This is a genomic window from Desulfofundulus thermosubterraneus DSM 16057, assembly GCF_900142025.1.
Classification (GTDB): Bacteria; Bacillota; Desulfotomaculia; order Desulfotomaculales; family Desulfovirgulaceae; genus Desulfofundulus; species Desulfofundulus thermosubterraneus.
Window position 1 is genome coordinate 1 of record NZ_FQZM01000061.1, and the last position, 13,487, is coordinate 13,487.

Genomic DNA, 13,487 nt, shown 5'->3' on the forward strand with positions numbered 1-13,487 from the left:
CTCCAGGCCTTTCTTACCGCCCTGGCCGTGAATCTTAAAAGATGGGTAAACATAACTCTCACCAAGATAAAGGATAAGGTGAAGTTACCCACAGCCAGTACGGTCACAGTTTCAGCATGACCGGTAGAGGGTTAGTCCGCCCTTTTTGGCCTGAAATGCTGGTAACACAAAGGATGAGGTGGCAATGGATACCAGCTAGGTACTGTTATTGGATAATCTAAACGCAAGTTGTTCCCAACGGCCTGGCAGTTTCTGTTATTTGCCAGAGGTTGGGCTACTGGGTTATGGTTTTAATTGGGGTTTAGCGACTGTATCCAATAACAATTTGGCAAACTGATTGGTAAGGCTGGATCCAGGCTACGGATGTACCCCAGCCTGGATCCAGTCAAAAAGGTTAAGCAGATTTCTCACAGAGAGTTCGTCTCTTTAACATTACATCTCGGAGGTGAGGAAATGAAAAAATCAGGGCACTTGTTGGGAATCATAGTTAATTTTTTAACTGCAATAGCATTGGCCGGTATAGTCGTACTGGTATTTATTAATGTTATTTTGCGCTATTTCTTCAATAGTGGCCTTACCTGGAGCGAAGAAGTAGCAGTGAATCTCTTCGTCTGGGTGATCTTCCTTGGTGCTATCATGGCCGCCAGGGACGGGTTGCACATCAGAGTAGATATATTTGTTAGTAGACTTCCAAAAGGCCTTCAAAAAATATTTTTGTTTCTTGCTAATATTTTAGTGTTAACAGGATTGGCAGTACTTATGTACGGAGGAATCAAAGTTGTCAAGGTAACTCACGCCAGCATTAGCCCGGCGACTGGTATTCCTTTTTCCTACATTACCATATCCCTTGTTGTTTCTACTATAGGCATAGGGCTTATTACAATGTACCAAACCTATAAAATTTTGCGGCGGTGAATCTGAGAAAAAAGGGGGGGCAGGTAGAATGTCAGGAAACGAATTGATTCTTCTATTTTTAGGGATATTATTTCTTCTGTTGTTTATTGGTGTACCCATAGCCTTTACATTGCTGCTCGTAGCTGTAGCCTTGTTGATTGCCATCGGAAATTTCGATCCGCAGTTAATAGCCCAATCTGTTATTTTTGGCGCAAATAGCTATACTTTGTTAGCGATACCCTTCTTCATTCTTGCAGGGGAAATAATGAGCTATGGTGGTATATCACGCAGAATAGTAGATTTTGTTGCAAGTCTGTTCGGACATGTTAGAGGTGGTTTGGGGTACGTAGTAATTATAGCTAGCACCATATTTGCCGGTTTATCGGGGTCAGCGGTTGCCGATGCTGCTGCTTTAGGAGCTATATTAATACCTATGATGGTCCAGATGGGATATGATAAGGCAACTTCCGTAGCTCTTGTCTGTGCCTCGGCAATTATTGCCCCTATCATTCCTCCCAGTATCCCCATGATTTTGTTCGGAGTTGCGGGACAAGTATCTATTAGTCGCCTTTTCATGTCTGGAATTGTTCCAGGCCTCATTCTGGCTCTTTCTCTGATGACTATCTGGTATTTCATTGCCAGGAAAAACAACTATCCGGTTGGGCAGAAGGCTTCTCCAGAGCAAGTGCTTAAAGCTTTTAAAGGTGCCATATTCGCTCTGGTCATGCCTCTGATTATCGTCGGAGGCATTCGTTTTGGTATTTTCACGCCCACTGAGGCCGGTGCCATTGCCGTGGTATATGCTTTTATTATTTCTGTTTTAGTTTATAAGGAAATAAATCTCAAGGAAATCCCGCAAGTTCTAACGGCTGCAGCAAGGACTACAGGACAGGTGTTATTGGTTGCCGCGACAGCAATGAGTGCCGCGTGGGTAATTACAACTGCCAGCCTTCCCCAAAAAATTGTTACAACATTATCCGGCCTGGCGGAAGCAAAACTAATGCTTTTGTTAGTTATTAACGTATTTCTCCTGTTCCTGGGAATGGTAATGGATATTACCCCTGCTATTTTGATTTTTACTCCCATCTTGATACCACTTATAAAGCAGGCCGGGATAGATCCAATTTATTTTGGACTGATTATGACGCTCAACCTCGTAATAGGTCTTATTACACCCCCGGTTGGTACTGTTCTTTATGTAGGCTGTGGTGTAGGAAAAATAAATATGGCAGAACTTGTCAGGAAGATCTTGCCGTTTATTATGGTTGAGTTTATTGTGCTGTTACTGTTGATTCTCTTCCCCCGCCTGGTCATTGCACCGCTGGGTTGGTTGGTAAAGTAACCGGGAAGGCAACAGGACTTTGGGAAGTATTTGAAGGAATTTTTAAACCCATGTCGAAATGTTGTATTATGATGTGGTACATTGTTTCATAATGCAAAATTCACAGACGACGGCAAAGGAAGAATGTGGCCTGGGAGATGTAAAATATTTCAATAACTAACCCAGGGGAGGTGATGTAAAGGTAGCTATACGCCGGTCGATCTTCAAAAATTTGAAAAAGAAATACCAGAAAACAGGAGGGTTAAATGGTGAAAAAACATTTTAAGCTGGTTTCGAGTTTAATTATTACTTTATTTTTTGCATTTTTCTTAAGTGGCTGTGGCAGCAACCAGTCTGCCGACGGCTCTAAAGGAAAGACTTATACCATTAAAGTAGCTAACTACTTCGCTGCCGATCACCCCCAAAACATTGCCTTGAAAGAAAAGTTCAAGCCCATGGTTGAGAAGGAATCCGGTGGCAGGATTAAAGTGGAAATTTATGACAATTCCACGTTGGGTTCTGAGGAGCAGTTTATTGACGGTGTAAAGAACGGCAGCATTGAAATGGCTGTTCCTGGTATGTTGGTTGCCAAGGACATGCCGATCATCGGATTAACTGAAATGCCATATTTGTTCCGTGATTACGAGCATGCCCAAAAGGTCTTGAATGGCGAGCTGGGCAAGGAACTTACTAAAGGTATGGTGGAAAAAATGGGCATTCGTCCGCTGGCGTGGACTGCCAATGGGTTTAGAGTTGTTTCTTCCAGCAAGCCAATTAACAAGTTTGAAGATTTTAAAGGATTCAGGTTAAGGGTTCCCAATAACCCTCGTTTTCTGGAAATGGCTAAGGGTCTTGGTGCAAACCCCATACCGATGCCAATTTCAGAGGTATTTACTGCTTTAGAACAAAAAGTGATTGATGGACAAGAAAACCCCTATGCAACTCTGCGGGCTTCTGGTTTCTATGAAGTGCAAAAATACGTAGTAGATACCCGGCACATATTTTCTCCCAACCTATATGTTATTAACGAGAAATTCTACCAAAGCTTGGATCCCGAGCTGCAAAAAGTAATTGAAAAAGCTGCTATCGAATCTGCGAACTACGAATGGAAACTGCTGCAGGAGTCTGAAGAAAAAGATATCCAATTCTTAAAGGAAAAAGGCCTGACTGTCGTATTTCCGGATGATACATTTAAACAAAAGCTAATCGAGTCTCAGAAACCCGTACAAGAATGGTTCTACCGGACCTACCCCGGTACCAAAGAACTGGCCGAAAAGATCATGGCTGTAAAGTAAACTTCCAGGTAAATGGCTGCTGCCTCCCGCTGGACGGGAGGCAGCAAAATTAGAAAGAGGTGGACTATGATTGGGATCATTCAAAAAATAGGTCGTGGCGCTGAGAAGTTGGTGGAATATTTGCTGTTTGCATCCCTGGGCGGGATGGTTTTTCTGGTTTTCGTTAACGCAGTCTTAAGATACATTTTTAACGAAGGTTTTGCTCCCAGTGAGGAGTTAGCTCGGTACCTCTTTGTGTGGGCTGTTTTTCTCGGCGCAATCACTGCTTACAAAGATAACAAGCATATTGCCGTAAATTTAATTACTGCTCGCTTAAAGGGTCTGCCGAAAAAAATAATAGAATTAGCAGGATATATGCTGGTGCTGGTAGCAGCAGGGGTTATGTTCAAAGGTGGGTTAGAGTTTACTCAGCAATCTATCTCCTCCTTAGGGCCTGCTACAGGAATTCCCTTTTCGTTTATTACTTTTTCTTATGTTTTAGCCACAGTGTTCATTGGAGCAATGACCTTGGGGAGAATCGTTAATGTAATTCGTAAAGGTGGTGTGTAGGTTGGCCTTGGGAATATTTTTTGCTAGTTTGTTTGCATTATTAGCCTTAGGTATCCCCATTGCTGTTGTTCTAGTGCTTTGTGCAGTTGCTTTAATGTTGTTCCTGGGTAATTTTGATGCACAAATTATTGCTCAAAACATGGTTTACGGTGCCAATAGCTTTCCCCTGATGGCAATTCCCTTCTTTATGCTGGCCGGGGAAATTATGGCATACGGATCCCTCTCACAAAAAATTGTCGACTTTGCCACGATGTTGGTCGGTCGTATCAGAGGAGGATTGGGTTATGTTGTAGTCCTGGCCAGTATATTATTTGCCGGTCTTTCCGGGAGTGCAGTGGCTGACGCAGCTGCTCTGGGAAGCATCTTGGTACCCTTGATGGCCCGGGAAGGTTACCGCAGGGATGTTTCAACCGCCTTGGTAGCCAGTTCGGGGATTATTGCTCCGATTATCCCGCCCAGTATTCCCATGATTATTTTTGGGGTTACGTCTGGAGTTTCGATCACAAAATTGTTTATGTCAGGTATTATTCCCGGCTTAATTTTAGGTTTAATACTCATGGTGACCTGGACTTTTCTGGCCAGGAAGGGTAATTATCCACGAGGGAAAAAATATAGCCGGGCAGAAAGTTTAAAAGTCGTTAAAGAGTCCGTCTGGGCTCTATTAATGCCGATCATCATTGTAGGTGGAATTAGATTCGGCGTGTTTACACCCACTGAAGCTGGTGCCGTCGCGGTTGTTTACGCTTTAGTTGTCTCCATGTTTATCTATCGAGATGTGAATCTGAAGGATTTAAAACCCATTTTTATAGCAGCAGCTAAGTCAACATCAGTGGTCATGTTTGTTGCTTCAGCGGCTATGGCGGTGGCCTGGCTGTTGACGGTAGCGCAAATTCCAAATCAAATGGCTCAAATTTTCGGGGGCTTAACAGAAAACAAATTAGTATTCCTTGTCGCTGTTAATGTATTCCTTTTATTCCTTGGCATGATCATGGATCTAACTCCTGCTATTCTAATTTTTACCCCCGTTTTAATGCCATTAGTAGCAAAAGCAGGTATCGACCCGGTTTATTTCGGATTAATTATGGTCTTTAACTTATGTATAGGTTTGATTACTCCTCCTATTGGAACTGTTTTATATGTAGGATGTGGTGTCGGTCAAATTAATTTCATAGATTTGACAAAAAAGATCTGGCCTTTCCTGATTGCGGAAATAATTGTGTTGATTTTACTGATTCTCTTCCCAGATTTGGTAATGGTACCGCTGAGATGGTTTGCTAATTAGGAGAGGTGTATGGATAATGCCTGTACTTGGTGATTTCTCTATGATAGAGCAAATTCTGGACGAAGTTAGGATACCGAAATTTGCCAAAGCGAGGCAGAACTTACCAGCGCCTGTACTGGATAATGTCGAGGAAGCTGTTTTGACCGAATTAAATCGAGAGAAGATAAAACGTCTGCTCACGCCGGGAATGAAAGTCGCAGTGGCGGTGGGGAGTCGTGGTATTACAAACATTTCAGAAATCGTTAAAACAACCATTGATTTTCTCAAGAGCCGATTTATAGAGCCTTTTATTATACCAGCAATGGGTAGTCATGGTGGGGCTACTGCGGAGGGACAAAAACAAGTTCTGGCGGAATTTGGCATTACCGAACAGACGATGGGGGTTCCAATTCTGTCTTCAATGGAAGTTGAGAAAATTGGGGAAGCAAGCGGGATGCCGGTCTATGTTGATAAGTATGCGCTCACTGCCGACGGGGTGATTATCATTAACAGGATTAAACCCCATACCGCCTTTCGGGGGGTTATTGAAAGCGGTATTATCAAAATGAGCGTTATTGGATTAGGAAAACAGAAGGGCGCAGAATCCTGCCACCAGTTGAGTATGAATCGTTTCGACCGGCATTTGATCGCCATGAGCAAGGTTGTGTTTGAAAAGGTTAACGTACTATTTGGATTGGCTATCCTGGAAAATGCTTATGATCAGACTGCAGAAATTCACGCTATCCCTGTTCCAGAAATATTGGAGAATGAACCCCGGTTGTTAGAAAAAGCAAAAAGTCTAATACCCAAAATACTACTCAATCCCTTGGACGTTCTGATTGTTGATGAGATCGGTAAGGACATCAGCGGGGACGGTATGGATCCAAATGTAACCGGGCGATTTTCTACCAAATTTGCCCATGGAGAATTAGAGGTTGAGCGTATCGTCGTTTTGGGTCTTACTGAAAAAACCGAGGGAAACGCCAATGGCCTGGGTGCGGCAGATATTACCACTGAACGGGTATTTAACAATTTTAATATGGCAAAAACATATATTAATGCTATAACCGCTGCCTTCCCGCCCACTGTGCGTATTCCAATGGTGATGCGTAACGATAACTATGCCATCAGGTGTGCTATAAAAACTTCATATTGTTTACAGCCCGAACGGATCCGGATTGTGAGGATTAAAAATACCCTTCATGTAGATGAGATTTATATCTCTGAAGGCCTTTTGCCTGAGGCTATGGCTAACCCGCAAATAGAAATTCTAAGTAAACCGGAACCTTTTAAGTTTGATAGATTTGGTAACCTGCTTACAAAAATTTAGGGTTTTTATTATATTACCGGGTTTGGGATCAGTTCTATGGTAGCACCTGGATAGCATATGTTTAATTCCGGCACGGGTTTATCTTTATTTGTTAATTTCAACCCAAGGGGGTCTATCAGTGACTGTAGCTAAATTCCGGGGAGTTATTCCGCCCATGTTGACAATCTTTAAGGAAGATGGCTCCTTTGACTGGGAAGGCAACAAAGCCTTGATTGAACACCTGCTCAGGGGTGGAGTCCACGGCATCTTTGTGCTGGGCAGCAGCGGAGAATTTTCTCACCTGAGCGTGGATGAAAGAAAGGAATTTGCTGAGTTTGCCGTGAATTATATAGCTGGCCGCGTACCTGTTGTTGTAGGTACTTCCAGTTGTAACACCCGCGAAGTAGTAGAACTTACCCAACATGCCAGGGAAATTGGTGCCGATGGTGCAGTCATCGTCACTCCGTACTACTGGGGCTTATCTGAAGAAAATCTTTACCTTCACTACGCTACTGTGGCCGAAACAGTGGATATTCCAATCATTCTCTATCACTTTCCCGACAATACCGGCCAAAGCCTTTCCCCTGCGCTGGTAGCCCGTTTGGCTAAAGACTTTTCCAACATTGTGGGGATCAAAGACACCGTTGACAGCATTGCCCATATCCGGGAACTGATTTTGCAAGTGAAAGCAGTCAGGCCTGAGTTTAGCATACTGGCCGGTTATGATGACCATCTGCTCAACACTCTCGCCATGGGCGGTGATGGGGCTATTCCCGGCACTGCCAACTTCGCTCCTCAGGTGACCGTTAATATTTACAATAACTTTGTAAGAGGAGACCTGCAGGAAAGTATCAATTGGCACCACCAGCTATTAAAGCTTCCCCGGATCTATACCCTCGACAAACCTGCCATTGGTGTATTGAAAGAAGCCTGCAGGCTCTGTGGTGTACCGGTAGGGACCACTGTCAGGCAACCTGCGGGTCGTCCCGACGAAACTGTCCTGACAAAACTGAAAATCATGCTAGACGAAGCCGGTTTGCTTAGAACTTGTTAGTTAATAGGGTGATAAGGATGTCTACGCGTAACGGACAAACTGTACAATCGCTGGACCGGGCTATAAAAATTCTCGAAGTTTTGGGCAACAATCAAAAAGGCCTGGGAGTTACCGAACTGGCTCACGAAGTTGATCTCCATAAAAGCACCGTTCACCGCCTTCTTAATACATTGGCCCAGAGAGGTTATGTTGAGAAAGATCAGGAAACGGAAAAGTATAAATTGGGTTTAAAAATTGTTGAGTTAAGCAACAAAATTTTGACCAACATGGAATTGCGCAAAGAAGCCCGGCCTTACCTGGAAGAATTAATGAAATTTGCCAATGAGGTGGTACATCTGTGTGTTTTGCGGGAGGGTGAAGTAGTCTACATTGATAAAGTTGAGTGCCCAAGTACGATTCGAATGTATTCGCAAATTGGCCGGCGCGCACCCGTTCATTGTACAGGAGTAGGAAAAGCTATTCTAGCCTTTCTGCCTGAAGATGAGATCATAAGTATTTTGAAAACAAAAGGCATGCCGCAAAAAACGCCCAACACTATTACTGACCTCCAGGAGATGCTTAATCATTTAAAAGAAATCCGGCATTTAGGTTATGCCGTAGATGAAATTGAGCACGAGCCGGGTATCCGTTGTGTTGCCGCGCCTGTTTGGGATCATACAGGGCAAGTCATAGCGTCTATAAGTGTTTCAGGACCAGCATATCGTTTAACCCGGGAAAGAGTACCTGAACTAGCGGTTAAAGTTAAGGAAACCGGACAGAAGATCTCTCGCCGTCTCGGCTATTGTCCCTAATGTAGGGAGATTTGGTGTTATATTGTGGTATAGCAGTTAAAAAATGGCCCTTTTCTTTTAAAAGTAATATGAAACAAGATATCATAATATGAAACAACCAGGCAGGACCCAGAGCAAAGAAAAACCGAGGTGAATTTAATGAGTTTGGATCTGATAACAGATACCGGTCTCGTCGTTATTATTCGGGGAACGAAAAAGGAAGAATTGTTACCGGTAGTTGATGCTCTTCGGGAAGGAGGTGTTAAGGTAATAGAGGTAACCTGCAACACTCCGGGAGCCCTGGAAATGATCGGTGAACTAAGGAACAAATTTGGTAACGAATTATCAGTAGGAGCCGGTACGGTACTGGACCGGGAAACAGCCAGGCTGGCTATTTTAGCAGGGGCTCAATTTCTCATCTCACCGCACCTTTCCAGAGAGGTAGTAGAATTAGGAAATCTCTACGGTAAGGCAGTGATACCGGGAATAATGACTCCCACTGAAATTGCCCAGGCCCTCCAATGGGGCGTAAAGATGGTGAAGGTATTTCCGGCAGCGGCTCTTGGGGCGAAATATTTTACTGACGTTTTAGGTCCCCTTGCTCAAACACAGCTGATGGCAGTAGGTGGTGTAAATATTGCTAATACCGGTGACTTTCTGCAGGCTGGGGCAACGGCTCTAGGCATTGGCAGCGATCTGGTAAACAAAGAGGTAGCACGAAGGGGTAGCTACCGGGAAATTACCGCTAAAGCAAGGCAATATTTAAAAATAATCACCGAGGTAAGGCAAAAAATCGTCCAATGACTACTGATTTTACAACTTCGTTTTTATAGGGAGAGGACTAAGATGCCGGAAGTGGTTACACTGGGAGAAACCATGGTTCTGATGAACCCGGATAGTTCCGGACCTTTAAAATATGTTACTCGCTTTACCAAACAGATTGGTGGCGCCGAATCCAACTTTGCCATTGGTGTTGTCCGGCTCGGACATGGTGCCGGTTGGATCAGCCGAGTGGGTAATGATGAATTTGGCAAGTATATAGTAGCTTTCATTCGGGGAGAAGGGGTTGATACGTCTCAGGTTAAGTTTGATCCCGATGCCCCTACCGGATTGTACTTCAAGGAACGGCGGGAGTACGGCGAAAGTAAAGTGTACTATTATCGCCGGGGCTCTGCTGCGAGCCGGCTTTCCCCGGAAGATCTTGATCCTGACTATATTGGGTCAGCTAAGTTTTTGCATGTTACCGGAATCACGCCGGCACTGAGTGAATCATGCTACCGTACTGTCAAAGAGGCAATCAAAATTGCCAAAAGCCGGGGGGTAAAAGTCTCCTTGGATCCCAACATCCGGCTGAAGCTGTGGAGCAAGGAACGCGCCAGAGAGGTCATTATGGAGTTAGCCGCTCAGTCTGATATTATTCTGCCCGGTCTCAGTGAAGGAGCCATTCTGGTCGGGGAAAGGGAACCGGAGAAAATTGCCGCTAAATTTCTGGACCAGGGAATAGAAACGGTTGTGGTTAAGTTGGGAAAAGAAGGTGCTTATTTTGCTTCAGGATCAGAGAGCAAATTTGTACCTGGCTATCCAATTGAAAGAGTGGTTGATCCCATCGGAGCTGGGGATGGATTTGCCGCCGGCTTTATCGCCGGTCTGCTCAAGGGTTATAGTATTGAAGAATCAGTGAAGCTGGCCAACGCTGTGGGCGCGCTGGCTACTACCGTGACCGGTGATGTGGAAGGGCTGCCTACCATGGATGAGGTTGCTGTCTTTCAAGGAAAAAAAGAGGGGGTTGATCGTTAATGGAAAGATTGGAGAAACTTACAGCTAGTGGTGTGGTGGCGGTAGTCCGGGGAGCCAAAGCCGAAAGTATCCTTAATATAGCACGGGCTTTAAAAGCCGGTGGTGTCACTGCCATTGAGATTACCGTGGATGCTCCCGGGGCGATGGAGATGATCAAGCAACTTACCTCCGGGCTAGGAGATGAGGTGTGGGTTGGAGCCGGAACCGTCCTGGATGGGGAAACCGCCAGGCTGGCCATTCTGGCCGGAGCGGAGTTTATTGTCTCCCCCAGCCTCCACCCGGACGTCATTACCATCTGTAAGCGCTACGGAAAAATTATAATCCCCGGGGCGATGACTCCTACCGAAATTGTAAAAGCCTACGAACTGGGAGGAGACGTAATCAAGGTTTTCCCTGCCGGTGTTTTAGGGCCTCAATATATCAAGGATATACGCGGACCTCTGGGGCACATTCCACTAATACCCACAGGAGGCGTCGACCTGCATAACGCCGCCGATTTCATCCGGGCCGGCTGTATAGCCATCGGGGTGGGCGGTTCCCTGATCTCTCGAAAGGATGTTGTGGAAGGAAACTGGGAGTCGATTACTGAAAAAGCCCGCCAGTTCGTAGAAACAGTCCGGCTAGCGAGGTCGGAACGATAAATGAAACCTACTGTTCTTATTTCCTCAGCTTCTTTTGGCAGGCTGTCCGGGGATGTTCTTGAGCTCCTGGCCAGGGCAAAGGTTAAGGTTGTGCATAACCCATTCGGCCGCACCCCGACCGAGGAGGAAATGGTAAGGCTGATCCAGGGGGTGGACGGGGCAATTGTCGGTACCGAACCCATAAGTGCCCGGGTACTGGAACGAGCGGATCGGTTGAAGGTAATTGTTAGAAGAGGTACCGGGCTGGACAATATTGATCTGGCAATAGCCCGGCAAAAGGGTGTGCAGGTATTTAATACCCCGGGAACTGTTGAGGATTCGGTAGCCGAATTAACAATGGGGCTCATCCTTGCTTTGGCCCGACAATTGACAGTACTGGATAAAGCCCTTAAAAATAACCGGTGGTGGAAGCTGCCAGGTATTGAACTGGCTGGAAAGATTCTGGGTCTCGTGGGATTGGGGCGAATCGGCCAGGCAGTGGCCGAAAGGGCCAAAGCATTTAAGATGAAGGTTGTCTATTACAGCCGTACCAGGCGGTTTGATCTCGAAGAACGACTTGGGGTAACCTTTATGCGGTTGGACCAACTGTTGCAAGAGAGCGATTTTGTAACCCTCCATGTACCTTTAAGTAAGGAAACCACGGGTCTGATTGGAGAACGAGAATTAGCCCTGATGAAGCCTGCGGCCTTTCTCATTAATACAGCCAGGGGTGCGGTGATTGACGAAGAGGCATTATATCGCTTTTTAGAGGAGGGGCGGATAGCCGGAGCAGCTTTGGACGTGTTCAAGCAAGAACCTCTCCGCGATAGCCGGCTTCAAAAACTGGATAATGTTATTCTCACCCCTCACGTTGGTACCTACACGAAAGAAGCTGCCCAGAAAATGGATCTCAAGGCGGCCGAGTTAGTTTTGAAGGTTCTGCAACCCTAAAAATTTCCGAAAGAGGTGGAGAAAATGAGTCAATTCAAGGTTGTGGTAACCGATTACGAGTATGGAAACCTTAAGTATGAAGAGGAGATCCTGGCACGGGCTGGTATTACCCTGGTCCCTGCCCAGTGCCGGACCGAAGAAGAATTGATTGCCGCCTGTAAAGATGCCCACGGCCTGTTAAACCAGTATGCTCAAATTACAAGGCGCGTCATTGAAGCGCTGGATAACTGTAAAGTAATTGCCCGTTACGGGGTGGGAGTAAATACTATTGACCTTGCGGCGGCGACGGAAAAGGGGATTTGTGTGGTCAATGTGCCGGATTATTGTATGGACGAAGTTTCCGATCACGCTCTTGCCCTGCTGCTGGCCTGTGCCCGGAAAGTAGTTCTGTTAAATAACAGCGTGAAAGCAGGGACATGGGATTACAAAATAAGCAGGCCTATTTCACGCCTTCGGGGTCAAACCCTGGGAATTGTCGGATTTGGCCGTATACCCCGCACCTTGGCGGGAAAAGCAAAACCTTTTGGTTTTCATCTGCTGGTATATGATCCCTATCTTACCCAGGCAGACGTAGAACCTTACGGAGCTACTTTGGTTGAGTTGGAGGAGCTGCTGGCTAAATCTGACTTTGTTTCTGTGCATGCTCCGTTAACCCCGGAAACTTATCACCTGATTGGTGAAAAAGAATTGGGGTTTATGAAGCCCAGCGCATTCATTATTAATACCTCAAGAGGTCCTGTTATCGATGAAAAGGCCCTCATTAAAGCTTTGCAAGAGGGGCGCATTGCCGGAGCAGGGCTGGATGTCTTGGAAGAAGAGCCTGCTCCCCGGGATAATCCTCTGCTGACCATGGATAATGTCATTATCAACCCCCATGTTGCATGGTACTCCGAGCAAGCTGAAATAGAGCTGCGGACAAAGGCGGCCCAGGGAGTGGTAGAAGTGTTGCAAGGTTATTATCCCAGAAACCTGGTAAACAAAGAAGTTAAAGATAAAGTACATTTAAAAAGGCTACCGTAGCATAGAAGCGTGGTTTCAGGCTTTCAGGCTGAATTCTGCATTGAAACAATATGAGATTTTTATAATGCTGAAGCGTGATTATCACGCTTCAGCTTTTTGGGTTCACAGACGAATTTTACTTACTTTTAAGGCCGGTGAATAAATGTTTAAAGGAATTCTTTTTGATCTGGACGGGACATTGATAGATACCCTACAGCTAATTGAAGAATGCTACCGTTTCACCTTTCATAAAAAAATGGGCCTGGACGTACCTGTTCAAAAAATTATGAAGCACCTGAGACTTCCCTTGAAAGATCATTTGTGTTCGGTTAAGCCCTGGATATACCAATAACAGCCAGAGATAGGGCTTTGTCCCTGGAAAATAAATAGCGGGAATTGTTCTTTGAAAAGAAGGAGTATGCCCCTCCCTTTGTGGAATTCTCCTCCAAATAATGTTCGCGAGGAGGTTCTACATTGGCTCTAATTCCCGGAAAAATTAATCCGCGCGAAATAGAAAAAGTTTTGAACAAGATGTTTTCTCCGGAGTGGCTAAGGGAAACAGCGGCTAAAGTCGGATACGTCCAGCGCAACCGGAAAATCGACCCGGTCACCTTTTTCTGGGTACTGGTGCTCGGCTTTGGAGTTGGACTGCAGCGCACCATTGCCT

The 13,487-nt window shown here is 45.4% G+C and carries 14 protein-coding genes and 1 pseudogene; all 15 read left to right on the forward strand.

The features are described 5' to 3' along the window. Positions 1-453: 453 nt before the first annotated feature. On the forward strand, positions 454-915 hold the full coding sequence (locus BUA65_RS16410; RefSeq protein WP_072871284.1) for a TRAP transporter small permease: 462 nt from the start codon (positions 454-456) through the stop codon (positions 913-915). Positions 916-943: 28 nt separating this feature from the next. Beyond that, on the forward strand, positions 944-2,236 hold the full coding sequence (locus tag BUA65_RS16415; protein WP_072871287.1) for a TRAP transporter large permease: 1,293 nt from the start codon (positions 944-946) through the stop codon (positions 2,234-2,236). Positions 2,237-2,481: 245 nt separating this feature from the next. Beyond that, positions 2,482-3,510: a TRAP transporter substrate-binding protein gene (locus BUA65_RS16420; protein ID WP_072871290.1), complete on the forward strand. Its 1,029-nt coding sequence runs from the start codon at positions 2,482-2,484 to the stop codon at positions 3,508-3,510. Positions 3,511-3,576: 66 nt separating this feature from the next. After that, entirely contained in the window at positions 3,577-4,059 is a 483-nt protein-coding gene (locus BUA65_RS16425; RefSeq protein WP_072871293.1) for a TRAP transporter small permease, read from the forward strand. Between the two features lies 1 nt (position 4,060). After that, on the forward strand, positions 4,061-5,341 hold the full coding sequence (locus BUA65_RS16430; RefSeq protein WP_072871295.1) for a TRAP transporter large permease: 1,281 nt from the start codon (positions 4,061-4,063) through the stop codon (positions 5,339-5,341). Positions 5,342-5,357: 16 nt separating this feature from the next. Then, a complete protein-coding gene (locus BUA65_RS16435) occupies positions 5,358-6,650 on the forward strand; it encodes a nickel pincer cofactor-dependent isomerase, group 22 (RefSeq protein ID WP_072871297.1) in 1,293 nt (430 codons plus the stop codon). A 118-nt stretch (positions 6,651-6,768) separates the two neighbouring features. After that, entirely contained in the window at positions 6,769-7,683 is a 915-nt protein-coding gene (locus tag BUA65_RS16440) for a dihydrodipicolinate synthase family protein (protein WP_207543924.1), read from the forward strand. A gap of 17 nt (positions 7,684-7,700) precedes the next feature. Further along, on the forward strand, positions 7,701-8,474 hold the full coding sequence (locus BUA65_RS16445; RefSeq protein ID WP_072871299.1) for an IclR family transcriptional regulator: 774 nt from the start codon (positions 7,701-7,703) through the stop codon (positions 8,472-8,474). A gap of 138 nt (positions 8,475-8,612) precedes the next feature. Then, a complete protein-coding gene (locus BUA65_RS16450) occupies positions 8,613-9,257 on the forward strand; it encodes a bifunctional 4-hydroxy-2-oxoglutarate aldolase/2-dehydro-3-deoxy-phosphogluconate aldolase (protein ID WP_072871301.1) in 645 nt (214 codons plus the stop codon). A gap of 42 nt (positions 9,258-9,299) precedes the next feature. Next, positions 9,300-10,250, forward strand: a complete 951-nt coding sequence (locus BUA65_RS16455) for a sugar kinase (protein ID WP_072871303.1) — start codon at positions 9,300-9,302, stop codon at positions 10,248-10,250. After that, positions 10,250-10,891 (forward strand): bifunctional 4-hydroxy-2-oxoglutarate aldolase/2-dehydro-3-deoxy-phosphogluconate aldolase, encoded by a 642-nt coding sequence (locus BUA65_RS16460; RefSeq protein ID WP_072871306.1) that lies wholly within the window; start codon positions 10,250-10,252, stop codon positions 10,889-10,891. The genes BUA65_RS16455 and BUA65_RS16460 overlap by 1 nt, the downstream gene beginning before the upstream one ends. Then, positions 10,892-11,821, forward strand: coding sequence for a phosphoglycerate dehydrogenase (locus BUA65_RS16465; protein WP_072871309.1), 930 nt, complete (start codon positions 10,892-10,894; stop codon positions 11,819-11,821). A 24-nt stretch (positions 11,822-11,845) separates the two neighbouring features. Beyond that, positions 11,846-12,841 (forward strand): C-terminal binding protein, encoded by a 996-nt coding sequence (locus tag BUA65_RS16470; protein ID WP_072871311.1) that lies wholly within the window; start codon positions 11,846-11,848, stop codon positions 12,839-12,841. A gap of 142 nt (positions 12,842-12,983) precedes the next feature. Then, a complete protein-coding gene (locus tag BUA65_RS19260) occupies positions 12,984-13,172 on the forward strand; it encodes an HAD hydrolase-like protein (RefSeq protein ID WP_072871313.1) in 189 nt (62 codons plus the stop codon). 179 nt (positions 13,173-13,351) lie between these two features. Beyond that, positions 13,352-13,487 (forward strand): annotated as a pseudogene (locus tag BUA65_RS16480) (IS4 family transposase); the annotation flags it as partial.

Excerpts from the sequence above, each read along its gene's own strand:
- BUA65_RS16465 (WP_072871309.1), top strand. The coding sequence starts at position 10,892 with ATGAAACCTACTGTTCTTATTTCCTCAGCTTCTTTTGGCAGGCTGTCC.
- BUA65_RS16445 (WP_072871299.1), top strand. The coding sequence starts at position 7,701 with ATGTCTACGCGTAACGGACAAACTGTACAATCGCTGGACCGGGCTATA.
- BUA65_RS16410 (WP_072871284.1), top strand. The coding sequence starts at position 454 with ATGAAAAAATCAGGGCACTTGTTGGGAATCATAGTTAATTTTTTAACT.
- BUA65_RS16470 (WP_072871311.1), top strand. The coding sequence starts at position 11,846 with ATGAGTCAATTCAAGGTTGTGGTAACCGATTACGAGTATGGAAACCTT.
- BUA65_RS16455 (WP_072871303.1), top strand. The coding sequence starts at position 9,300 with ATGCCGGAAGTGGTTACACTGGGAGAAACCATGGTTCTGATGAACCCG.
- BUA65_RS16435 (WP_072871297.1), top strand. The coding sequence starts at position 5,358 with ATGCCTGTACTTGGTGATTTCTCTATGATAGAGCAAATTCTGGACGAA.
- BUA65_RS16425 (WP_072871293.1), top strand. The coding sequence starts at position 3,577 with ATGATTGGGATCATTCAAAAAATAGGTCGTGGCGCTGAGAAGTTGGTG.
- BUA65_RS19260 (WP_072871313.1), top strand. The coding sequence starts at position 12,984 with ATGTTTAAAGGAATTCTTTTTGATCTGGACGGGACATTGATAGATACC.
- BUA65_RS16420 (WP_072871290.1), top strand. The coding sequence starts at position 2,482 with ATGGTGAAAAAACATTTTAAGCTGGTTTCGAGTTTAATTATTACTTTA.
- BUA65_RS16450 (WP_072871301.1), top strand. The coding sequence starts at position 8,613 with ATGAGTTTGGATCTGATAACAGATACCGGTCTCGTCGTTATTATTCGG.
- BUA65_RS16460 (WP_072871306.1), top strand. The coding sequence starts at position 10,250 with ATGGAAAGATTGGAGAAACTTACAGCTAGTGGTGTGGTGGCGGTAGTC.
- BUA65_RS16415 (WP_072871287.1), top strand. The coding sequence starts at position 944 with ATGTCAGGAAACGAATTGATTCTTCTATTTTTAGGGATATTATTTCTT.